Genomic DNA, 21,411 nt, shown 5'->3' on the forward strand with positions numbered 1-21,411 from the left:
GTAGTTCACGCGCGGCTCGGCGCCGAAGATCGTGACCTCGTAGGCGCCGGGCGCCCGCTCGAACAGTTCCTCCAGGGCACGGCCGGCGGCCATGCCGTTGCCGATGACGACCAGCTTCTTGGGCATCGTCACTCTCCTCACGCTGCGAGTGTCGGAGCCCGGTGGCGTGCATAGAGGAACTCCAGCACGGCCGCACGGGCATCGTTGTAGGTGGAATTGCCGACGAGTTCGAGGCGCCGACGGGGGCGCTCCAGATCGACCCTCAGATCCTCGCCGATGGTGGCTGCCGGACCGTTCGTCATCATGACGATCCGGTCGGAGAGCAGCACCGCCTCGTCCACGTCGTGGGTGATCATGATGATCGTGTTGCCGAGCCGGCCGTGGATCTCCATGACCTGATCCTGGAGATGCGCGCGGGTCAGCGCATCGAGAGCGCCGAACGGCTCGTCGAGCAGCAGGATCTTGGGCTCCATGGCGAGCGCCCGGGCGATGCCGACGCGCTGCTTCATGCCGCCGGAGATCTCGTGTGGCCGCTTGTTCTCGGCATGGGCCATGTGCACCAGCTCGAGATTGTGGCGGGTCCAGTCCCGGCGCTCCGCCTTCGACTTCCTGCCGCGGAACACCTTGTTGACCGCAAGCTCCACGTTCTCGCGCACGGTCAGCCAAGGCAGCAGCGAATGGTTCTGGAACACGACGGCGCGATCGGGTCCCGGTCCGCTCACGGCCTTGCCTTCCAGGAGCACCCCGCCTTGGCTCGGCTCCAGGAGGCCGGCCACGATGTTGAGCACGGTGGACTTGCCGCAGCCGGAATGGCCGATGATCGAGACGTATTCGCCTTTTTCGATGGAGAGGTTCACATCCCGCAGCACTTCGGTCGTGGCGCCGGCACGCTGGAAGGAGATGCTGACATGATCGATCTTGAGATAAGCCATGGTGCCGTCTCCCTACTGCGCGGCAGTGCCGCGGGTGAGCAGATGGCCGATGGCCGCGATGGAGCGGTCGAGCACGAAGCCGACCACGCCCACATAGACCAGGGCCACGATGATGTCGGAGATGAGGGACGAGTTCCACGCGTCCCAGATGAAGAAGCCGATGCCGACGCCGCCGATCAGCATCTCGGCCGCCACGATGGCGAGCCAGGACAGGCCGATGCCGATGCGAAGGCCCGTGAACATGTGCGGCACGGTGGCCGGCACCATGATGCGCGCGAAGAACTCGATGGGCGACAAGCGCAGGACCTTGGCGACATTGCGATAATCCTGCGGGATGTTGCGGATGCCCACCGACGTGTTGATCAGGATCGGCCACACGCTCGTGATGAAGATCACGAAGATGGCGGAGGGCTGCCCGTCGCGGAAGGCTGCCAGGGAAAGCGGCAGCCAGGCCAGCGGCGGAATGGTGCGCAGTACCTGGAACACCGGATCGAGGCCGCGCATGGCGAGGGTCGACTGGCCGAGCAGGACGCGTACTCCGATGCCGACGATTGCCGCCAGGATATAGCCGTACCCGACACGCACGAGAGAGGCCGACACGTGCCAGAAGAGGCCCTGGTCGATGCCGTTGCCGACCTTGAAGGGATTGACGATGATCTCCCAGCTCTCGTCGATCACCTTCAGCGGGCTCGGCAGCGCCGAGGTGGGGCTCGAAGCGAGGATCTGCCAGAGGATCAGCAGGAACGCGATGGTCAGAACCGGCGGGGCTAGTTGCGTGGCGATGCCGGTGCCGATGCGCACGGCACGGGAGAGAACGCTGACCGGCTTCGGCGCCAGCGGATGGAGCACTGCCTGCTGGGCAGGCGGTGCGGCCTTCGGATTGGGAAGTGCGACGACGCGGGCGGAATGAACCATGAGCCTGTTCTCCGGCGGTTACGCAATGCGCTTGATGGGCAGGCTTGCGAGATAGACCTGGGGGTTTTCCGGATCGAAGACCTTGCCGTCGAAGAAAGTCTCCTTGCCGCGGCTGTCACTGGCCGGAATGTCGCTTGCGGCGATACCGAGCGTCTTCGCCGCCTCACGCCAGAGATCGGAGCGGTTGACCTTGTCGACGAGGGCCTTGGCGTCGGTGTTTGTCTCGAACTTGCCCCAGCGCATGTTCTCGGCAATGAACCACAGGTCGTGCGACTTGAAGGGGAAGGAGGCGTGATCGCGCCAGAACTTCATGATCCCCGGCGAGTCCGTCACGACCTTGCTCTCGATGCCGTAGTCGTACTCGCCCCTCTGGCGCGGCAGGATGTCGGCGACCGGAACGTTGAACCAGGCGCGGGTGCCGACGATCCTGCACATCTCCTCGCGGTTCTCGAGCTTGTCGCACCAGGCCTGCCCTTCCATCACGGCCATGAGCAGGGCGCGGGCCGCCTTCGGATGCTTGTCCACCCAGGCAGCGCGCAGACCGAGGGCCTTCTCCGGATGCTTGTTCCAGATCTCGTAGGTGTTGGCCGCCGTGTAACCGAGCTTCTGGTTGATGAGCTGCGCATTCCAAGGCTCGCCGACGCAGAAGGCATCCATGGTGCCGACCTTCATGTTGGCGACCATCTGCGGCGGCGGCACCACGATGGTGGACACGTCCTTGTCGGGGTCGATGCCGCCGGCTGCGAGCCAATAACGAATCCACAGATCGTGCGTGCCGCCCGGGAAGGTCATGGCGACTTTCGGATCGCCGCCCGCGGCACGTTTCTTGGCGAAGGCGTCCTTCAGCGGCGATGAGTCGAGCCCGAGCTTCAAACCGTTGTATTCAGCGGCAACGGAGATTGCCTGCGCATCGAGGTTGAGGCGGGCAAGGATATACATCGGGGTCGGCACGCCGCCCTGCGTCACCTTGCCGGTCGAGATCAGGTAGGGCATCGGGGTCAGGATGTGAGCGCCGTCGATGCCGTTGGCTTCCGAGCCCAGCACAAGATTGTCGCGGGTCGCGCCCCAGGAGGCCTGCTTCAGCACCTCAGCATCCGGCAAGCCGTGCTTGGTGAAGAAGCCCTTCTCCTTGGCGATGATCAGAGCGGCTGCATCGGTGAGCGCGATGTAGCCCAGTTTGACCGTCCTCGTCTCGGGCTCGGCACTCTGCGCGAAAGCGCCGCCGGGGAAAGCCGCCTTCGCGGCAGCCAGCGTCAAGGCGGCGCTGGCACCGCGAAGCGCGTCTCGGCGGGTGATCTTCGGTGTCTGCATCGTGCTTCCCCTGCTCCTGCCGCCAAGCGCCGGTGCGCCGAACGAGCGTCAATGAAACTTCGTCGAGGTCGATCTGCCGGAAGCCATGAGGCTCAACCGCGGACGCAGACCGCCCGTTGCCGGCTCATGCAGAGCCGGCCGAAAAGCAAAAAACGCCGCGAGATGAACTGAATTCCGCATCGATGCGGGTACAGCTGATCCAGCGACGTCGTTGTCGGGAAACGCCCCTTTCGAGAGGCATCAACGGCCTGTCATCGTTGACCGGCCTATCGTCGAGAGTGGCTCGGACATCATTGTCCCGCCGGTCTCTCACTTAGAAAAGGTATAGACTGCCTATATCTTGCTCAAGGTCATAATTTGTGCAGTACGCCTTTGTTATGTGCGGTGCAATGCCTATTCGGCAATCGAAGCATTGATCCCGTTTCGGATGTCGAAACCTGCGACGTAGCCGGGAATGTCCTCGGGCACGAAGCTTCGCCCGTCGATGAACTTCTCCCGTCCTACACCCTCGATCTTGCTGTCGATCGTCGGGGCGGAGTGGCCCAAGTTCCCGAGAACCTCCTGGTACATGTCTGGGCGATAGGCGGCCTGAACCTGGGACGGACCTGCCACGTCATAGGCAACCTGTCCCCAGCGCACCATCTGGCTGTAGATCCACAGGGCCTGACTGATCCAGGGAAAGTTCGCCGACTGATCGTGGAACGTCAGATAGTTCTCCACCTGCCGTGTTCGGCCGTCGGGATCGACGGTCAGTTGCCCGGAGAGCAGGCGCAGGATCAGCTCGGACGGCACGCCGACATAGGCGGGATCCGACATCATGTCGGCCAGGGCGCTGTGATTCCGTCTCTCGTCGCACCAGCGGGCCGCGGCATCGAGCACCACGATGAGGCGTGACAGGGTCTCAGGATTCTCTTTGGCCCATTCCGGGCTGACGCCAAGCACCTTTTCCGGAGCCGATGGCCAGATGTCGGCCTTGGTCGCCACCATGCGCCCGACACCCTTTTCCACGGCGATCATGTTCCAGGGAGCATTGACGCAAAAGCCGTCGATGGCCCGCGTGGTCATGGCGTCGACCGTGAGCGGAGGCGGCACGATCGTCATGGTCACGTCGGTGTCGGGATTGATCCCTGCCGCCGCGAGCCAGAAGCGGAACTCGTAATTATGGGAGGAGAAGGGATAGGTCATGGCAAAGACGAGCGGCTTCCTACCGGCCCGCCTTCTCCGCTCGACCACCTGATTCAGAGCCGTGCCGTTCGTAAGCGCGTCCTCGGAACCATCAAGCCCCGCGACAGCCTGCATTTCGCGATAAAGCTCCACAGAAAGCGTGATCGCGTTGCCGCCGCGCCCGAGCGCGAAGGGCGTGAAGCAGGGATAGGGGTTGGATCCGAGATGGAGCTGCGATGCGATCGGCATCGGGCTCAGCATTTGAGCTGCGTCGAACTGACGAAACGCCAGACGGTCGCGGATGTTGGACCACGACACATCCTTGATCAACTGCAGGCGAAGGCCTTCTCGTCGTGCAAAGCCCTGTTCGGCGGCGGCTACCAGCACGGCCATGTCGACGAGGGGGATGAACCCGATGCGGACCAGGCGCTCGGGCGCGGGACGTCCCTTCCTTTTCGAAGGAGTGTCATCCACCGATCCAGCCTGATGCATGGGGCTGCTCCCCGCTTCTTTCAAATCCCACACGCGCTTATTTCTCCAGAAGGGAAGCTGCCGTCACGACACTCTGGGCGATGTCGACGAGCTTCCGTTTCTCGTTCATGGCGGTCTGGCGAAGCAGGGCATAAGCCTCCTCCTCCGAGAGTTGCCTGGTTCTCATGAGAATGCCCTTGGCCCGCTCGATCACCTTGCGGGACGCCAGTTCGCTGCGTGCCTCCAGAAGCTCGCGCTGCAGGCGGTCGAACGCATTGAAGCGGCTCACCGCCATATCGACGATGGGCTTCACCCGCTCCTTGCGCAGCCCATCGACCACATAGGCGGAAACGCCGGCCTCGACGGCAGCCTGGATCATGGATCCGTCGGAGCGGTCCACGAACATCGCCACGGGACGCGACACGAGCTTTGAGACCTGGAACATCTGCTCCAGGACGTCGCGACTCGGGTTCTCGATGCCGATGATGATCACGTCCGGATCGACGGTGCTCAGGCGCCGGAGCATGTTGGTCATCGTCTCGATGACCTCCACGTCGAGGATCCCGGCCTCCCGCAATCCATCGAGGAGAATGGCCGCCCTGATGCTGTTTTCCTCGATGATCGCAACGCGAAGAGGCCGCTGACCGGGTTGTGTGTCTTTGGTCAAATTCCTGAAAGCTCTCGCTGCGAACGGTGATCCACTACCGAAGACTTGAAGCAAGTTTCAGGCCAAGCCGCCAGCCCCTGGCGATTTCCGAAATCCGGCGCCTCGATGCGTAAACTTTAGGCATATGGCGAAGGCTTGGCAGGAGGCGATACCTGCGCTCTTCGCCCTTCTGATCATTGAACCGGCAAGGTTTGACCAGAGAACCATCACTGAACCAGTTGCAAATTGGTTCAGCATTGGGCTAGCCTTGTTTCGTTGAGGCCTTGAGTCACGAAACAATGGATCGTGACTTGAGGACCAGCAGCAAGATTGGTTCGTACGGAGCCGGATCTCATGTCCAACCCCGATCCATTGCTGGACAGCTCGAACTTCGCCCTGGGGCGGCTGCGGGCTCTCCTGGAGGACAGCTCCTTCGACAAGGAGCAGCGGTTGCCGTCGGAGCGAGTCCTGTCGGCGCAGATCGGCATCGGCCGGCGGGCGCTGCGGCGGGCTCTCGAGGTGCTGGAGGCCGAAGGGCGGATCTGGCGCCACCAGGGCAAGGGGACCTTTCTCGGGCCCCGCCCGCCCGAGCCGCATGCCGATCTCGAGGAGCTGTCCAAGCGGACCAATCCGCTCGAGGTCATGGACGTGCGCCTGGAGATCGAGCCGGCGCTGGCCCGGCTCGCAGCCCTGCGTGCCTCGAACGGCGACATCGAGCGGCTTCTGCATCTGGCGAACAAGACCGCGTCGATGTCCGATGCGGACGGCCGCGAGCTCTGGGACAGCGCCCTGCACCGCGCCATTGCAGAGGTCGCCAACAACTCGCTTCTTCTGGCGATCTTCGACATGGTCGATCGAATCCGCCAGGACGCCACGTGGCGGCTTCTGCGCGAGCGCGCCCGCTCAGGCGCCCGTCAGCAGGCCTATGTGGATCAGCACCGGCGCGTGATCGCAGCCATCGCCCAGCGCGAGGCCCATGCGGCGGAAGAAGCCATGCGCGAGCACCTCGAGCTGGTGCGCGACGGGCTTCTGAAAGTCATGACGAGCCCCCTGCCCGACGGCAGGGATCCAGATGCGGCAATATCTGAAAACACCGAGGATCAGCGTCTCCATGGGACTTGAGGCAGCACAGCAATCAATGACCGGCACTCGCAATCCGGGCAAGGTCGGGTTGGCCGCCGAGCCGCCGTTGCTCAATGTTGAAGGGCTCTCGGTCCGCTTCGATGGCGCGCCCAAGGGCGTGAACGTGGTCGACGACGTATCCTTCTCCGTAAGCAAGGGCAAAACTCTGTGCATCGTCGGCGAATCCGGCTGCGGCAAGAGCGTGACCTCGCTGGCCCTCATGGGACTTCTGCCGACACCGCCGGCACGGATCGTCTCAGGCTCGGCCCTGTTCGATGGTCAGGATCTGCTGACGCTCACCGAGCGCGAGCGGGCGGACCTGCGGGGAGATCGGATAGCGATGATCTTCCAGGAGCCGATGGCGTCGCTCAACCCGGCCTTCACCATCGGCGACCAGATCGCGGAGGGCATCGTCCGCCATCGCAAGGTGTCGAAGGCCGAGGCCATGGAGCGGACCCTCGAGATGCTGAAGAAGGTGCGTATTCCCGCACCCGAGAAGCGTCTGCGTGCCTATCCGCACGAGATGTCCGGCGGCATGCGCCAGCGCGTGATGATCGCCATGGCGCTTGCCAACGATCCGCAGCTCCTGATCGCCGACGAGCCGACGACGGCCCTCGACGTGACGATTCAGGCGCAGATCCTCACTCTCATCCGCCGTCTGCAGGAGGAGACCGGGACCGCCATGATCCTTATCACCCACGATCTCGGCGTGGTGGCGGAAGTCGCGGACGAGGTTGCGGTGATGTATGCGGGACGCGTGGTCGAGAGTGGTCCGGTCGATGCGATCTTCGAGGATCCGCAGCATCCCTATACCATCGGACTCATGGGTTCAGTCCCGTCGCTCGGCCGTCGTCAGGGTCGGCTCGCCACGATCCGCGGCACAGTTCCGCCGGCGGAACTGATGCCCAAGGGTTGCCGCTTCACGCCGCGCTGCCCGTTCTCCGACAGCCATTGCGCCAACGATCCACCGCCACTCGCGGAGATCAAGCCCGGCCATCGGGCACGCTGCTGGTACGCCCCTCTCGAACTTCATCGTGGAGCCGACCTATGAGCGTGATGCCCCCGGACGACATCATTCTCGAAGGCGTCGGTCTCAAGAAGCATTTCGGCAGCGGCGGCCTGCTCTCATCGCCCACCGTCGTGCGCGCCGTTGACGGCGTGTCCCTCGGCATTCGGCGCGGCGAGACCTTCGCCGTCGTGGGAGAGTCCGGCTGCGGAAAGTCCACCTTGGGCCGCCTTCTGCTGCGCCTGATCGAGGCCACCGAGGGCGACGTGCGCTATGAGGGGCGTTCGATCCTGAAGCTCGACAAGAGCGAGTTGCGGAAGCTGCGGCGCGAGCTGCAGATCATCTTCCAGGATCCCTACGCCTCACTCAACCCGCGCATGAATGTGGGCGACATCATTGCCGAGCCCATCTGGCTGCATAATCTTGCCGCGGGACGGGAGAAGCGCGAGCGCGTGGCCGATCTCATGCGGACGGTCGGCCTGCTGCCGACCCATACGGATCGCTATCCGCACGAGTTCTCCGGCGGCCAGCGCCAGCGGATCGGTATCGCTCGGGCGCTTGCCGGTGACCCGAAATTGATTGTCGGCGATGAGCCGGTTTCGGCGCTGGACGTCTCGATCCAGGCGCAGATCATCAACTTGCTCGAGGACCTGAAGGGCCGCTTCGGCCTGACCCTCGTTATCGTGGCGCACGACCTTGCCGTCATCCGTCACATGAGCGACCGCGTCGCGGTGATGTACCTTGGCGAGATCGTGGAGCTGTCGGATACGGATGCGCTCTTCGACAATCCACTGCATCCCTATACCCAGGCTCTTCTCGCTGCGATCCCGGTTCCGAGCCCGACGAACTGCCAGCCGAAGGCGCTGCTCCAGGGCGATGTGCCGAGCCCGGCAGCGCCGCCGTCCGGCTGCCGCTTCCATACCCGCTGCCCCCATGCCCGTGCGGTGTGCAAGGAGCAGCATCCTGCTCTTGAAACAGCGCCCGGTGGTCGGCAGGTAGCCTGCCATTTCTGGCGCGAGATCCAGGGAGCGGGCGCCGGCTCCATCAGCGCGCCGCCCCCGAGCGCTGCGCTCGCCAAGCGTCTTGCGCTCTACCGAACTTGGCGCGAACGGCAGGATAAGCCCGTCGCGACGAGCCCTTGAACCAGAAGACGACATCCAGAGGATGATTGGAGGACGACAGAATGAAGAAGAGACTGCTCCTTGCCTTGGCCGCCGGGCTCATGATGACCACCGCGGCCTCTGCACAAACCCTGCGCATCGGCCTGAACGAAGATCCCGATGTGCTCGATCCGCACCGCGCACGCACCTTCGTCGGACGCATCGTGTTCACGTCGCTTTGCAACAAGCTCGTGGACATCACGCCCGATCTGAAGTTCACGCCTGAACTCGCCACCGAATGGCAATGGGGCGACGACGGCAAGTCGCTGACTTTCAAGCTGCGCCCGGGCGTGAAGTTCCATGACGGCGAGCCGCTGAATGCGGCTGCCGTGAAGGCCAATATCGACCGCGCCCGCACGCTGCCGGATAGCCTTCGCAAGAGCGAGCTGACCTCGGTGGACAATGTCGAGGCCGTCGACGACCTGACCGTCAAGGTCAATCTCTCCCGCGCCGACGCGACCCTGCTCTCCCAGCTCTCCGACCGCGCCGGCATGATCATGTCGCCGAAGGCGCTCGCCTCCGCCGATTTTGGCCAGAAGCCGGTCTGCTCGGGTCCCTACAAGTTCGTCGAGCGCGTCCAGAACGATCGCATTGTTCTGGAAAAGTTCGCCGATCATTGGGACGCCAAGAACTTCAACTTCGAGCGCATCGTGTTCCAACCCATTCCGGACACGACCGTGCGTCTTGCCAACCTGCGCTCCGGCAACCTCGACCTCATCGAGCGTCTGGCCCCGAGCGACGTTCCGGCGGCGAAGAGCGATTCCAACCTGGTCTTCGCGCCGGTTTCCGGCATCGGCTACCAGGGATTGACCATCAACACCAACAATGGTGAGCGCGCCAAGAGCCCGCTCGGTCAGGACAAGCGCGTCCGTCAGGCCCTCGAGCTCTCCATCGACCGCAATGTCATCAACGAAGTGGTCGGCGCGGGAATCTATCCGCCCGCAGGTCAGCCGTTCCCGGAAGCGAGCCCCTACAACAACCCGAAGTTCAAGGCCACCGAGCGTGACGTCGCCAAGGCCAAGCAGCTCCTGAAAGAGGCCGGTGTCGACCGGGTGAAGCTCGAGCTGACTTTCGGCACCGGAACGACGGCTCAGCAGATCGCCGAGATCATCCAGGCGATGGCCGCCGAGGCAGGATTCGACATCTCGCTGCGCCCGACCGAGTTCGCCGCCATGCAGAAAGAAGCCCAGGCTGGCAACTTCGACGTGAACGTGATCGGCTGGTCCGGCCGCGTCGACCCCGACGGCAACATCCATCCGTTCGTCACCTGCAAGGGCGCCCTGAACGACGGCCGCTACTGCAACGAGCAGGTCGACAAGCTCTTGAACGACGCCCGCATCACCAATGACGAGGCCAAGCGCAAGCAGCTCTACGACGCCGCGCAGGAAATCCTGAAGCAGGATCTGCCGATCATCTACACCTACTACCAGCCCTGGCCCTTCGTTCACACGAAGAAGGTCCAGAACTTCAAGCCCTACCCGGACGGCATGATCCGTCTGAAGGGCGTGAAGTTCGCCTCCTGAGACGACCAAGAAGCTGCGTGCCCGGTTGAATGACCGGGCACGCCCCTGCCCTTCTATGATGTGGGTTCCACGAGCTGATGCTGCGCTATATCGGACGACGAATACTGATTGCTATCCCGACGCTGATCATCGTGTCGCTTCTCGTCTTCGCCCTGCAGAAGCTCCTGCCCGGCGATCCGGTTCTCACCATGGCGGGCGAGGAACGCGACCCGCAGGTGCTCGCCTACCTGCGCGAGAAGTATCGCCTGGATGACCCCATCCCGGTTCAGTATTTCGCCTGGATCGGATCCGCGTTGACAGGCAATCTCGGGATCTCGCTGCGCACCGACATCCCGGTTCTCGATCTGATCCTCAGCAAGCTGCCCGTGACCTTGGAACTGGCCATCATGGCGATGATCGTTGCGCTCGCCATCGGCATACCCGCCGGCATCATCTCGGCCGTGAAGAAGGGAACGGCGGTCGACTACACCGCCAACGTCATCGCCCTCTCGGGCCTGTCCATTCCCAATTTCTGGCTCGGCATCATGCTCATCATGCTGATCTCGGTGCGCTGGCAGCTCCTGCCCGCCTCCGGCTATGTGCCGCCGACCGAGGACCTGTGGCTCAACATCAAGACGATGCTCATGCCGGCCTTCGTGCTCGGCACGGGTTTGGCCGCGAGCCTGATGCGCCATACCCGCAGCGCCATGCTCGGCGTGATGCGGTCCGACTATATCCGCACGGCTCGAGCCAAAGGGCTTCTGTCGAGAAAGGTCATTCTGAAGCACGCCCTGCGCAACGCGCTCGTGCCCATCGTGACACTTTCCACCCTGCTCTTCGGCGAGCTGCTGGCCGGCGCCGTGCTCACGGAGCAGATCTTCACCATCCCGGGTTTCGGCAAGCTCATCGTCGATGCGGTGTTCAATCGTGACTACGCGGTGGTGCAGGGCGTCGTGCTCTGCACGGCCATCGGCTTCATCTTCATGAATCTCCTCGCCGACGTCCTTTACGTTCTCGTCAATCCCCGCCTGAGGCACGCCGCATGACCGCCACAGCCGCTATTGCCGACGAGGTCGCGCTGCCGAAGAAGCGCAGCCGCGTCCTTGCCAAGTTCCTGAAGAACAGGAGCGCCGTGCTCGGCGGCGCCATCGTCCTGTTCTTCGTCCTCGTCGCCCTCGTCGGTCCATACTTCGCGCCGTACGATCCGATCAAGCCGAGTTTCACCAGCATCCGGAAGGCGCCGTCGGCTTTGTACTGGTTCGGTACCGACGAACTCGGACGTGACCTTCTCTCCCGCATGCTCTGGGGAGCACGCGCCTCCATCATGGCCGGCGTGGTCTCGGTGACGATCGCCATCGTGCTCGGCGTGCCGTTCGGCCTCGTCGCCGGCTATTTCGGCGGCTGGATCGATGCTGCGATCTCCCGCGCGACCGATGCCATGCTGGCGATCCCCTTCCTCATCTTCGCCATCGCGCTCGCGGCCTTCCTCGGGCCCAGCCTCACCAACGCGATGATCGCCATCGGTCTGTCCGCCATGCCCATCTTCATCCGCCTCACCCGCGGACAGGTGCTGACGGTGAAGGCGGAGGATTACGTGGAAGGCGCGCGCGCCATCGGGCTGCCCGATTTCTGGATCCTGGTGCGCTATGTGTTCCCAAATGTCCTGCCGCCGATCCTGGTTCAGGGCACTCTCACCATCGCGACCGCCATCATCGCAGAGGCAAGCCTGTCTTTCCTCGGCCTCGGCCAGCAGCCGCCGAACCCATCCTGGGGCTCCATGCTCAACACGGCCAAGAACTTCATGGACCAGGCTCCCTGGATGTCGATCTTCCCCGGCTCGGCGATCTTCCTGATCGTGCTCGGCTTCAATCTTCTCGGCGACGGCCTGCGCGATGCGCTCGATCCTCGCGAACAGTAACAATAACACCAACTTCGGATAAGATATATGTTTACGACTCGGCCAGAGATCCTCGGCACCTTCGGCATCGTCACCTCGACCCACTGGCTCGCCTCCGCGGCCGGCATGTCGATGCTCGAAAAAGGCGGCAATGCCTTTGACGCCTGCGTCGCCTCCGCTTTCGTGCTGCAGGTCGTCGAACCGCATCTGGTGGGTCCGTCCGGCGAAGTGCCTGCGGTGTTCTACTCGGCCAAGACCAAGAAGATCGAAGTTCTCTGCGGCCAGGGCACGGCTCCGAAAGGCGCCACCATCGCCCATTACAAGAACGAGGGCCTCAAGCTCATTCCCGGCAACGGCATGCTCGCCACCGTCGTGCCCGGCGCTTTCGATGCCTGGATGCTGCTGCTGCGCGACCATGGCCTTCTCTCGCTGAGAGACGTGCTGGAACCTGCCATCTACTATGCCGAGCAGGGGCATCCCCTGCTGCCGCGCGTGTCGGACACCATCAAGGGCCTGAAGGAATTCTTCGAGACCGAATGGCCAACCTCTGCTAGCGTCTTCCTGCCCGGCGGCGAGGTCCCCAAGCCCCGCCAGCTCCTCCGCAACCCGCAGCTTGCCGACACCTGGAAGCGTATCCTCCGCGAGGGAGAAGCCAAGGGCGGCGACCGCGAGGCTCAGATCGAGGCGGCGCGCAATGCCTTCTACAAGGGCTTCGTGGCCGAGGCCATCGACGCCTTCGTGCGCAAGACGGAAGTCATGGATCAAAGCGGTTCGCGCCATCGTGGCGTGCTCACCGCGGACGACATGGCGAAGTGGTCCGCAAGCTACGACGCTCCGCAGACCTACGACTATCATAATTACCGGGTGAACAAGATCCGGCCCTGGGGCCAGGGTCCCGTCTTCCTGCAGACGCTGGCTTTGCTGAAGGACTTCGACCTCGCCGCCATGGGCCCGACCAGCGCGGAGTTCGTCCACACCATTGTCGAGGCTAAGAAGCTCGCCTTCGCCGATCGCGAGGCCTATTACGGTGATCCGGATTTCGTCGACGTCCCCATCGAGACCCTGCTATCGGATGCCTATAACGACGAGCGCCGCAAGCTCATTAGCGACAAGGCATCGTTTGAGCTCCGCCCCGGCCGCATCGAAGGCTACGAGGCTCAGGTGGAACGCACACTTGAGGCCCTGCGCAATCTCTCGACAAAGAACCGGGAAGTGACGGGCGGCGAGCCGACGCTCGCCTCTATGCGCTCCGCACGCCGCGGCGACACAGTGCATATCGATGCGGTGGACCGCTTCGGCAACATGATCGCCGCCATGCCCTCCGGTGGATGGCTGCAATCCTCGCCGGTCATTCCGGAACTCGGCTTCATGCTCAACTCCCGCGCCCAGATGTTCTGGCTCGAAGAGAATCTGCCGGCGAGCCTGGCTCCGGGCAAGCGTCCGCGCACCACCCTCACGCCGACTCTCGCCGAGAAGGACGGCGAACCCTACATGGTCTTCGGCTCACCGGGCGGCGACCAGCAGGAGCAATGGCAGCTTCTGCTGTTCCTGCGCCATGCCCATCATGGCCTGAACCTGCAGGAAGCCATCGACCAGCCGATGTCGCATACGGCGCATTTCCCCTCCTCGTTCTATCCGCGCGAGCAGAAGCCCGGCCATCTCATGGCGGAGGAGACCTATGGCGCTGAGGTGCTCGACGATCTGCGCAGGCGCGGTCACGACGTCGAGGTTGCGCCCGCCTGGACGGTCGGTCGCCTCGTGGCGGCAAGCCGCGACAAGGATGGGCTGCTGCACGGCGCCGCCACGCCGCGCCTCATGCAGGCCTATGCGGTCGGTCGTTGAGGAGCAGGAACCATGACCTGGTCGATCATCGCCAAGGATCCTGAGACCGGCGCCTTCGGCGTTGCGGTGACCACGAAGTTCTTCGCCGTGGGAGCGCTTTGCCCCCACGGCGCGGCACGGGTCGGTGCTCTTGCCACCCAGGCGCTCGTCAACCCCCTTTACGGCCCGGATGGCATTCGGCTCCTGGCGGAGGGACGCAGCGCCGAGGACATCGTCGCGATCGTCACGGCCCAAGATCCGGGCAGCGGCTCCCGCCAGCTCCATGTGATCGCCCGTGATGGTCGCACCGCGGCCCATACGGGCCAGGACTGCATCGACTGGTGCGGTCACCTGACGGATGAGGGTGTCTCCGTTGCCGGCAACATGCTGGCGGGTCCTGCAGTGATCGAGGCGACGCTCGAGACCTACAAGCAGCGCATGGATCTGCCCTTCGCGGATCGTCTCATGAGTGCGCTCGATGCGGGGCAGGCCGAGGGTGGCGACAAGCGCGGAAAGCAATCCGCCGCCATCAAGATCTGGCGCGACGAGCCCTATCCCATGCTCGACCTGCGCGTCGACGATCACCCCGAGCCTCTGGATGAGATTCGCCGGCTCTACGGCGTCGCTCATGAGCGCTTTCTCGCGTTCATGGATGCCATGGCGACTCGCGCCAATCCCGGCGGCATCACGGATCGATCCTGGATCGACGAGAAGGCGCGTGAATATCAGGCGCAGCATGAGAGACGCACCTCGCGGTAGGACAATCCTGCAACAGTCTCACTTGCCGCGGGATTGAAAAGATCCTACGGCGATCTGCTTCCTTTTGATGGACATTCCGATGTTTGGCATCCCCCTGTTTGATCTGGCGTGGCTCGTTGTGGCGCTGCTGGCTGCCGGCGCGATCACCGGCCTGCTCGCCGGCGTCTTCGGCGTCGGCGGCGGCGCGGTCGCCGTGCCGATCCTCTACGAGCTCTTCCGCATCCTCGAGGTGCCCGAGGAGGTGCGCATGCCGCTGTGCGTCGGCACCTCGCTGGCCATCATCATCCCGACCTCGATCCGCTCCTTCAACGCTCACCGGGCCAAGGGCGCCGTCGACATGACCATCCTGCGGGTCTGGGCCGTGCCTGTGGTGCTCGGCGTCATCCTCGGCAGCATCATCGCCCGCTATGCCCCGGCCGACCTGTTCAAGGCCGTGTTTGTGGTCGTGGCCGGCCTCTCGGCCATCCGCCTGCTCTTCGGCAAGGACACCTGGCGCTTCGGCCTCGACATGCCGGCCAAGCCCATCATGGTGGCCTATGGCTGGATCATCGGCATCCTCTCGGCCCTCATGGGCATCGGCGGCGGCCAGCTCTCCAACCTGTTCATGACCTTCTACAACCGCCCGATCCATCAGGCGGTGGCGACCTCGTCGGGTCTCGGCATCCTGATCTCGATCCCCGGGGCGCTCGGCTACATCTATGCCGGCTGGCCGCACATGGCCGATTACCCGAACGTGATCGCCTTCCAGCCGCCCTTGGCCCTGGGCTACATCTCGCTCCTCGGCTTCGTCCTGTTCATCCCCACCAGCACCTGGATGGCGCCCATCGGCGCACGGCTGGCCCACCGGCTCTCGAAGCGCAGGCTCGAGGTCGCCTTCGGCATCTTCCTCCTCCTCGTCTGCGCCCGCTTCGCCGCAAGCCTCATCGCCTAAGCGCACGAACAGCCTTAAACTGACGCCCCAAGCGGAGGCACGGCAATGGCATCATCGGCGGGACCTCTCCATGCTTTTCTTGCCGGAACCGGGCGCGACAGCCGGGGACGTCTTGCGGCCGATGTGCTCGGCTTTCCCGACGAGCCGCTGGAAGAGGTGCACGACTACATCCAGTGGCTGTTTCCGCGTCCGACCCGCAGCGGCGCTCAGCCTGGAGCTCCGATACTGACGCAGGCCGAGATCGACGCGGTCAGGGCTGATCCGAGCGCACAGGACACGCTCAAGCGGGCAGCCGGGCGGATGCTAAGGTTCTATCGAGATACGCGTTGGTGGCTCCGCTCGTATGACCATAACCACCTGCGGATCACCCGGATCATCCATAGCCTGAGAATTCTCACCGGACCGGAGGAAGCTCGGCGCTTTCACAATGCTGTCCTTGAACTGAATGACGCAGCAGGATTGCCCGTCAACGCGCGCAGCCTTGAGTACTGGGCAGACGCCGCAGGCACCTGACTCGTCAGGTCTTTGCCTCAGGCGAACTGCGCCTCGCTCAGCCGCTTGTAAATTCCATTGGTAGCGAGAAGCTCCTTGTGGTCGCCCTGCTCCACAATCACGCCGCGGTCGATCACGGCAATCCGGTCCGCGTTCACGATGGTGGCGAGGCGATGGGCGATGACGAGTGTCGTGCGCCCCTTCGACAGCTCGGCAAGGGCCTGCTGGATCGCCCGCTCGGTTTCCGTATCGAGGGCCGATGTGGCCTCGTCGAGGATCAGGATCGGCGGGTTCTTGAGGAAGATCCGCGCGATGGCGAGGCGCTGCTTCTGACCTCCCGAGAGCTTGACGCCCCGCTCTCCGATGATCGTATCGAGGCCCGCCGGCAGGGAGGCGATCACCTCGTCGAGTCGGGCCCTGCGGGCAGCCTCCAGAATTTCACCCTCGGTGGCCTCGAGCCGGCCATAGGCGATGTTCTCGCGGATGGTGCCTGCGAACAGGAACACATCCTGCTGCACGATGCCGATCTGGCTGCGCAGGGAGCGGAGAGTCATATCCCGGATGTCGATTCCGTCGATCGTGATTGCGCCGCCGTCGACCTCATAGAAGCGAGGCAGGAGCGAGCAGATCGTGGTCTTGCCCGCCCCGGATGGGCCGACGAAGGCGATGGTTTCGCCGGCGCGGATCGTCAGGTCGAGACCCTTGAGGATGTTGCGCTCCGCGGCATAGCCGAACTCGACGTTTTTATACTGAATGTCGCCTTTGAGCTTGCCCACGTCCCTCGCGCCGGGACGGTCCGCGATATCCGGACGCGTGTCGAGGAACGTCATGTAGCGCTTGAAACCGGCGATGCCCTTCGGATATGTCTCGATGACCGAATTGATCTTCTCGATCGGCCGGAAGAAGACGCCGACGAGAAGCAGGAAGCCTACGAAGCCACCTGCGCTGAGTTCCCCTTTGAGCACCAGATAGCTGCCCGCGACCATGACGACCATCTGGATCAGGCGCATGCTGAGATAGCTCAGCGAGGTCGAAGCTGCCATGATCTTGTAGGCTTCGAGCTTCGTCTTGCGATAGCCCTGGTTATCGGCGGCGAACAGGCGCCGTTCGTGATCCTCATTGGCAAAGGCCTGAACCACGCGGATTCCGCCGACGTTTTCCTCGATTCGAGCGTTGAAATCTCCGACTTTTCCATAAAGAGCCTGCCAATTGCGTGTCATGCGGCCGCCATAGCGCGTCGTCAGCCAAGCGGTGAGCGGCACCACGAGCGCCGTGATCACGGCAAGCTTCATATTGACCGTGAACATCAGGATGAATGCGCCCACGAGCGTCATCACGGCGATGAAGAGATCCTCCGGCCCGTGATGGGCGACCTCGCCGATCTCTTCCAGGTCCTTGGTGAGGCGCGCCACGAGATGCCCGGTCTTCTGGTTGTCGAAGAAACCGAAGGAGAGTTTCTGGAGATGGTCGAAGGCCTTGCGCCGCATCTCGGTCTCGATGTTGATGCCGAGCATGTGGCCCCAATAGGTCACCGTGGCCATCAGACCGGCAGTGAGAACGTAGACGGCAAGCAGGATTGCCGAGGCCAAGGCGATGAGCCCCCACTGGCTCGTCGGAAGCAGGGTATCGATGAGCAGCTTGACGGCGATCGGAAAGCCGAGCTCGAGCAGGCCCGACGCCACGGCGCACGAGAAGTCCAGCACGAACAAGCCGCGATGAGGCTGATAATACGCGAAGAAACGTTTGAGGAGGGAGCGCATGGCAGCACTAGGTACTGCCGGCTGCCGGTGAGGGCAAGCGGGAGCTTGGAAACGGGCTCAACGGACGAAGCTGACGGGCTGGCCGGTGACGGGATGCGGGATGACATCCATGGCAATGCCGTAGATGGCCTCCAGCTGATCTGGCGTCATGATCTCGTCGGGCGTGCCCCGGGCGATCAGCCGGCCCATCTGCAGCGCCAGGATCTCATCGCAGAAGCGAGAGGCCATGTTGACGTCGTGCAGTACGACGACCACGCCGAGGCCGCGCTCTCGCGAGAGACGCTGGACGAGCGCCAGCACCTCAACCTGATGAGTGACGTCGAGTGCCGAAATCGGCTCGTCGAGCAGCAGGAACTGAGCATCCTGCGCCACCAGCATCGCCAGCCAGACCCGCTGGCGTTCGCCGCCGGAGAGGGTATCGACGAGGCGGTCGGCGAAAGGCTCCACGTCGGCGAGCGCCATGGCCTCAGCCACCTTCTCGCGATCGGTCGTTCCGAAGCGCCCCAGCGGGCCATGCCAGGGAAAGCGGCCAAGCGCCACGAGTTCCTTGACGAGCATGCCCGACGCCGGCGGCGTCTGCTGTGGCAGATAGGCGACCCGTCTCGCGAAGGACCGGTCTCCCCAGTCCGACAGCGCCCTCCCCTCAAAAGCAATGCCGCCGCCGGATGCCGGCTGCTGGCGGGCCAGGAGTTTGATCAGCGTCGACTTGCCCGAACCATTGTGGCCGATCAATCCGATCACACGCCGCCCCGGAAGGGACAGCGTCAGAGGATGAAGCAATGTGCGCTCCGGAATCGCGAAACTGACATCCGTCAATTCGAACAGAGGAGCCTCGGCGACAAGGTGGGGACTGGAAGCAGTGGACATGGACTTCAGCACGGACATGAGAGCGTCGCCTCGAGACGGCGCTCCGCACATCACCACTTGTAGCTCGCCTTCAGGGTCGCGACACGTCCTGCGCCGTAATTGCAGGTGTATTGTGTGTCGCAGGACGAGACATATTCGTTATCGAAGAGATTGTTGACGTTGAGCGCCACCGTGAAGTTATCGCGCGTGTAGCGTATAGCGCCGTCGAACACGGTCGCCGCAGGGACTTTCAAGGTGTTCTCGTTGTCGACATAGGAGAAGCCGACATAGCGGATGCCGGCGCCGAAGCCGAGCCCTTTGAACGCACCGTCCTGGACCGTGTAATCGAGCCAGCCGGAGGCCAGGATCTCCGGCACCACATTGGGGCGGTTGCCGATGAGTGCGGCATTGGGATCCTCTGTGATTTCGATATCGTAGGCAGTGAAGGCGGCGACTGCCTTCAGGCCTTCCGTGATGTTGGCCTGCGCTTCGAACTCGAAGCCGCGAGAGCGGACCTCACCCAACTGAGCCTCAAAGAATAGGTGCTGAGGGTCGGAGGTCAGGACATTCTGGCGCGTCAGATCGAACAGGGAGGCGGTGATGAGACCGTCGAAGAATGTCGGCTTGTATTTGAGGCCGACTTCATATTGCTGTCCGGTCTCGGGCTCGAACCCTTGACCGGAGAAATCGGACCCGATGACCGGATTGAACGAGCGCGACACGGAGACGTAGGGTGTCATTCCGTTGGCGAACTCATAGCCCAGTCCCAGGCGACCGCTGAACTCGCCGGCTTCGTCGCTGAAATTGGCAGCTCCGGCCTTGTCGGTGCTCTTCGTGGAGACGTGATCGTATCGTCCGTTCAGCGTTGCGATCCAGCCCCCGAAGCGGATCTGGTCCTGAGCGTAGAACCCGATCTGGTTCATGGTCAGGTCCTGATCGAGATAGGGAACGGTCGGTCCCTGGGGCACACCATAAATTGGATTGACGGGGCTGATCGGCGTACCGCCGCCGGACGCTTGGATCTGATCGATGTTGTAGTACTTGTAATCCAGGCCGAGGAGCAGAGTGTGATTCAGCGGTCCAGTTCCGAACTTCGCTTCCGCCTGGTTGTCAATGGACAGGGTGTTCACCACCGTGTGGTGGTTGAAACCGATGCGGTAAAGCAGGAAGTCAGGTGCGACAGGTGTCGCCACGGGAAAACCTGTCGCGGGGTCGAGATAGCCGTAGGGATAGGGACCGCGCTCCTTTGAATCGGTATGGGCGTAGCGGAAGTTCTGTCTGAGCGTCCAAATATCATTCAGGGCATGCTCGAACTCATAGCCGATCATCGCCTGGTCGCGGCGGTAGAGATCGATATCGGGCTCGCTGTAATAGAACCCGCGCGAAATGCGGCCGTAGGGCGCTGGAACGACCGTTCCGATATAAGGCAGGAAGCCACCCGTGTGGGTCAGATCCATGTTCTGGTAGGATCCGAGCACGGTCAGTTCGGTGCCCGCATCGGGCCTGAACGTGAGGGCCGGTGCAATGACGCCACGAAAATCCTCGGCTTCCTTCGTCTCCCAGCCGCCGCCGGACATTTTGCCGGTCAAGCGGTAGGACCAGATCTTGTCCTTGTCGAGCGCTCCGCCGAAATCGAAGGCCGCATAACCGTTGCCCCAAGAGTTGATGCCCGTCTCGACATAGCGAAGCGGCTCGGTCGTCGGGCGCTTGCTCACGAGATTGACGATGCCGCCGATCGCGGAGCCGCCATACAGAGCGGCAGTCGGCCCGTTGAGCACTTCGATCCGTTCGAGAACGAACGGGTCGATATAAAACCCGCCGAACCCATATTGATAAAGCGGCAGGTTGTTCAGGAAGACACCTGTCTGTCCGGCATCGAAGCCGCGGATGAAGAACCAGTCGGTGTCGGAATCCTCTCCATAGGGCTGCGCGAAGACGCCGGCCGTGTACCGCAGAGCCTCGTCGACCTTCTGCGCCTGCCGGTCTTCGATCGCCTCGCGACCGATCACCGAAACCGATTGCGGAATCTCCTCGATGGGCGTGTCGGTCTTGGATCCCGTTGCCGTGCGATTGGGAACATAGCCGTTGACCGGCCCGGTTGCGTTGCCGCCTAGCCCTTCGACAGTGACGGTTTCCAGCGAAATCTCACCGGACGCAGGCTGTGTCTGAGCCAAGGATTGCCCACTCGATGCCGCCATCACGGCCAGCGAGACCAAGCTCACTCCCATACTCAATACATAACGACGATTCATGAATGTCCCCAAGGCTTTCAATCCCACGGAGGTCTGCTGAAACCTCACATGCGCGTGCAATCGGCGGATTGCTGGTCGGGGTCACTGACTAGGGTTTCCCCTGGGTTCAATCAAGAAATATGTTTTCTAATTACTCTAAACTGCAGTTTAAAATCGTTATAATCCGTGGATGCATTCTTTATAATTCATGTAAGCTGACACTTACTCTTTATAAGATGAGAGAGCGATTGTATGATCCACGGGCTGCACAGCGCGCACCGGCGAGTGCTTCAGGCGTGACGCAAGAAGCCGCTCTAATGAAGATTGCCTCGCCCCGCTTTTGAGCAGCAATTTTTGGAAACATTCTAAGTTTATGCAGTGATTGCACTTTCGAGAGAAATCTATTGACGCAATGGCGTCCACGGTTCATCAACCCGCTCTAGAC

The 21,411-nt window shown here is 62.9% G+C and carries 18 protein-coding genes; 10 read left to right on the forward strand and 8 right to left on the reverse strand.

Features of this window, described 5'->3' with window-relative positions:
- Positions 1 to 137 precede the first annotated feature (137 nt).
- The 5 genes from FS320_RS09435 to FS320_RS09455 all read right to left on the reverse strand — a co-directional run bounded on the left by FS320_RS09435 (position 138) and on the right by FS320_RS09455 (position 5,460).
- The gene (locus FS320_RS09435; RefSeq protein ID WP_152711126.1) at positions 138 to 932 is read right to left on the reverse strand and encodes an ABC transporter ATP-binding protein; all 795 of its coding nucleotides are present in this window, start codon (positions 930 to 932) and stop codon (positions 138 to 140) included.
- A 12-nt stretch (positions 933 to 944) separates the two neighbouring features.
- Positions 945 to 1,847, reverse strand: coding sequence for a nitrate ABC transporter permease (gene ntrB, locus FS320_RS09440; protein WP_152711128.1), 903 nt, complete (start codon positions 1,845 to 1,847; stop codon positions 945 to 947).
- 18 nt (positions 1,848 to 1,865) lie between these two features.
- Positions 1,866 to 3,158, reverse strand: coding sequence for a CmpA/NrtA family ABC transporter substrate-binding protein (locus tag FS320_RS09445; protein ID WP_152711130.1), 1,293 nt, complete (start codon positions 3,156 to 3,158; stop codon positions 1,866 to 1,868).
- 393 nt (positions 3,159 to 3,551) lie between these two features.
- Entirely contained in the window at positions 3,552 to 4,814 is a 1,263-nt protein-coding gene (locus tag FS320_RS09450) for a CmpA/NrtA family ABC transporter substrate-binding protein (protein ID WP_152711132.1), read from the reverse strand.
- A 37-nt stretch (positions 4,815 to 4,851) separates the two neighbouring features.
- Entirely contained in the window at positions 4,852 to 5,460 is a 609-nt protein-coding gene (locus FS320_RS09455; protein ID WP_152711133.1) for an ANTAR domain-containing response regulator, read from the reverse strand.
- A 333-nt stretch (positions 5,461 to 5,793) separates the two neighbouring features.
- Between FS320_RS09455 and FS320_RS09460 the strand changes: the two genes are divergently transcribed.
- From FS320_RS09460 to FS320_RS09505, 10 genes are all read left to right on the forward strand, one after another.
- Positions 5,794 to 6,561 carry a FadR/GntR family transcriptional regulator gene (locus FS320_RS09460; RefSeq protein WP_152711135.1) on the forward strand — a complete coding sequence of 256 codons (768 nt, stop codon included), beginning with the start codon at positions 5,794 to 5,796 and terminating at the stop codon, positions 6,559 to 6,561.
- Between the two features lie 16 nt (positions 6,562 to 6,577).
- A complete protein-coding gene (locus FS320_RS09465; protein ID WP_162866269.1) occupies positions 6,578 to 7,612 on the forward strand; it encodes an ABC transporter ATP-binding protein in 1,035 nt (344 codons plus the stop codon).
- Positions 7,609 to 8,709 carry an ABC transporter ATP-binding protein gene (locus FS320_RS09470; protein WP_152711138.1) on the forward strand — a complete coding sequence of 367 codons (1,101 nt, stop codon included), beginning with the start codon at positions 7,609 to 7,611 and terminating at the stop codon, positions 8,707 to 8,709. Before FS320_RS09465 ends, FS320_RS09470 begins: the two co-directional genes overlap by 4 nt.
- 41 nt (positions 8,710 to 8,750) lie before the next feature.
- Positions 8,751 to 10,250, forward strand: a complete 1,500-nt coding sequence (locus FS320_RS09475) for an ABC transporter substrate-binding protein (RefSeq protein ID WP_152711141.1) — start codon at positions 8,751 to 8,753, stop codon at positions 10,248 to 10,250.
- A 77-nt stretch (positions 10,251 to 10,327) separates the two neighbouring features.
- Positions 10,328 to 11,275 (forward strand): ABC transporter permease, encoded by a 948-nt coding sequence (locus FS320_RS09480; protein WP_152711143.1) that lies wholly within the window; start codon positions 10,328 to 10,330, stop codon positions 11,273 to 11,275.
- Positions 11,272 to 12,147 carry an ABC transporter permease gene (locus FS320_RS09485; protein ID WP_152711145.1) on the forward strand — a complete coding sequence of 292 codons (876 nt, stop codon included), beginning with the start codon at positions 11,272 to 11,274 and terminating at the stop codon, positions 12,145 to 12,147. The genes FS320_RS09480 and FS320_RS09485 overlap by 4 nt, the downstream gene beginning before the upstream one ends.
- 27 nt (positions 12,148 to 12,174) lie before the next feature.
- A complete protein-coding gene (locus FS320_RS09490) occupies positions 12,175 to 13,968 on the forward strand; it encodes a gamma-glutamyltransferase family protein (RefSeq protein ID WP_152711146.1) in 1,794 nt (597 codons plus the stop codon).
- A 12-nt stretch (positions 13,969 to 13,980) separates the two neighbouring features.
- On the forward strand, positions 13,981 to 14,706 hold the full coding sequence (locus tag FS320_RS09495) for a DUF1028 domain-containing protein (RefSeq protein WP_152711148.1): 726 nt from the start codon (positions 13,981 to 13,983) through the stop codon (positions 14,704 to 14,706).
- A 79-nt stretch (positions 14,707 to 14,785) separates the two neighbouring features.
- Positions 14,786 to 15,637, forward strand: a complete 852-nt coding sequence (locus FS320_RS09500; protein ID WP_152711150.1) for a sulfite exporter TauE/SafE family protein — start codon at positions 14,786 to 14,788, stop codon at positions 15,635 to 15,637.
- Positions 15,638 to 15,682: 45 nt separating this feature from the next.
- Positions 15,683 to 16,150 (forward strand): opioid growth factor receptor-related protein, encoded by a 468-nt coding sequence (locus FS320_RS09505; protein ID WP_152711152.1) that lies wholly within the window; start codon positions 15,683 to 15,685, stop codon positions 16,148 to 16,150.
- 17 nt (positions 16,151 to 16,167) lie between these two features.
- Here the strand turns inward: FS320_RS09505 and FS320_RS09510 are convergent, their stop codons facing one another.
- Genes FS320_RS09510 through FS320_RS09520 form a run of 3 tightly spaced genes read right to left on the reverse strand, consistent with a single transcriptional unit; the run spans position 16,168 to position 20,987 of the window.
- Positions 16,168 to 17,889 (reverse strand): ABC transporter ATP-binding protein, encoded by a 1,722-nt coding sequence (locus tag FS320_RS09510; RefSeq protein WP_152711154.1) that lies wholly within the window; start codon positions 17,887 to 17,889, stop codon positions 16,168 to 16,170.
- Between the two features lie 57 nt (positions 17,890 to 17,946).
- Positions 17,947 to 18,774, reverse strand: a complete 828-nt coding sequence (locus FS320_RS09515; protein WP_244627054.1) for an ATP-binding cassette domain-containing protein — start codon at positions 18,772 to 18,774, stop codon at positions 17,947 to 17,949.
- A gap of 32 nt (positions 18,775 to 18,806) precedes the next feature.
- Positions 18,807 to 20,987: a TonB-dependent siderophore receptor gene (locus FS320_RS09520; protein ID WP_162002899.1), complete on the reverse strand. Its 2,181-nt coding sequence runs from the start codon at positions 20,985 to 20,987 to the stop codon at positions 18,807 to 18,809.
- Positions 20,988 to 21,411 lie beyond the last annotated feature (424 nt).

Source organism: Microvirga tunisiensis, assembly GCF_009296175.1.
GTDB lineage: Bacteria > Pseudomonadota > Alphaproteobacteria > Rhizobiales > Beijerinckiaceae > Microvirga > Microvirga tunisiensis.

Excerpts from the sequence above, each read along its gene's own strand:
- FS320_RS09490 (WP_152711146.1), top strand. The coding sequence starts at position 12,175 with ATGTTTACGACTCGGCCAGAGATCCTCGGCACCTTCGGCATCGTCACC.
- FS320_RS09500 (WP_152711150.1), top strand. The coding sequence starts at position 14,786 with ATGTTTGGCATCCCCCTGTTTGATCTGGCGTGGCTCGTTGTGGCGCTG.
- FS320_RS09480 (WP_152711143.1), top strand. The coding sequence starts at position 10,328 with ATGCTGCGCTATATCGGACGACGAATACTGATTGCTATCCCGACGCTG.
- ntrB (WP_152711128.1), bottom strand. The coding sequence starts at position 1,847 with ATGGTTCATTCCGCCCGCGTCGTCGCACTTCCCAATCCGAAGGCCGCA.
- FS320_RS09495 (WP_152711148.1), top strand. The coding sequence starts at position 13,981 with ATGACCTGGTCGATCATCGCCAAGGATCCTGAGACCGGCGCCTTCGGC.
- FS320_RS09485 (WP_152711145.1), top strand. The coding sequence starts at position 11,272 with ATGACCGCCACAGCCGCTATTGCCGACGAGGTCGCGCTGCCGAAGAAG.
- FS320_RS09475 (WP_152711141.1), top strand. The coding sequence starts at position 8,751 with ATGAAGAAGAGACTGCTCCTTGCCTTGGCCGCCGGGCTCATGATGACC.
- FS320_RS09445 (WP_152711130.1), bottom strand. The coding sequence starts at position 3,158 with ATGCAGACACCGAAGATCACCCGCCGAGACGCGCTTCGCGGTGCCAGC.
- FS320_RS09505 (WP_152711152.1), top strand. The coding sequence starts at position 15,683 with ATGGCATCATCGGCGGGACCTCTCCATGCTTTTCTTGCCGGAACCGGG.
- FS320_RS09515 (WP_244627054.1), bottom strand. The coding sequence starts at position 18,774 with ATGTCCGTGCTGAAGTCCATGTCCACTGCTTCCAGTCCCCACCTTGTC.
- FS320_RS09435 (WP_152711126.1), bottom strand. The coding sequence starts at position 932 with ATGGCTTATCTCAAGATCGATCATGTCAGCATCTCCTTCCAGCGTGCC.
- FS320_RS09510 (WP_152711154.1), bottom strand. The coding sequence starts at position 17,889 with ATGCGCTCCCTCCTCAAACGTTTCTTCGCGTATTATCAGCCTCATCGC.
- FS320_RS09520 (WP_162002899.1), bottom strand. The coding sequence starts at position 20,987 with ATGAATCGTCGTTATGTATTGAGTATGGGAGTGAGCTTGGTCTCGCTG.
- FS320_RS09470 (WP_152711138.1), top strand. The coding sequence starts at position 7,609 with ATGAGCGTGATGCCCCCGGACGACATCATTCTCGAAGGCGTCGGTCTC.
- FS320_RS09460 (WP_152711135.1), top strand. The coding sequence starts at position 5,794 with ATGTCCAACCCCGATCCATTGCTGGACAGCTCGAACTTCGCCCTGGGG.
- FS320_RS09450 (WP_152711132.1), bottom strand. The coding sequence starts at position 4,814 with ATGCATCAGGCTGGATCGGTGGATGACACTCCTTCGAAAAGGAAGGGA.
- FS320_RS09465 (WP_162866269.1), top strand. The coding sequence starts at position 6,578 with ATGACCGGCACTCGCAATCCGGGCAAGGTCGGGTTGGCCGCCGAGCCG.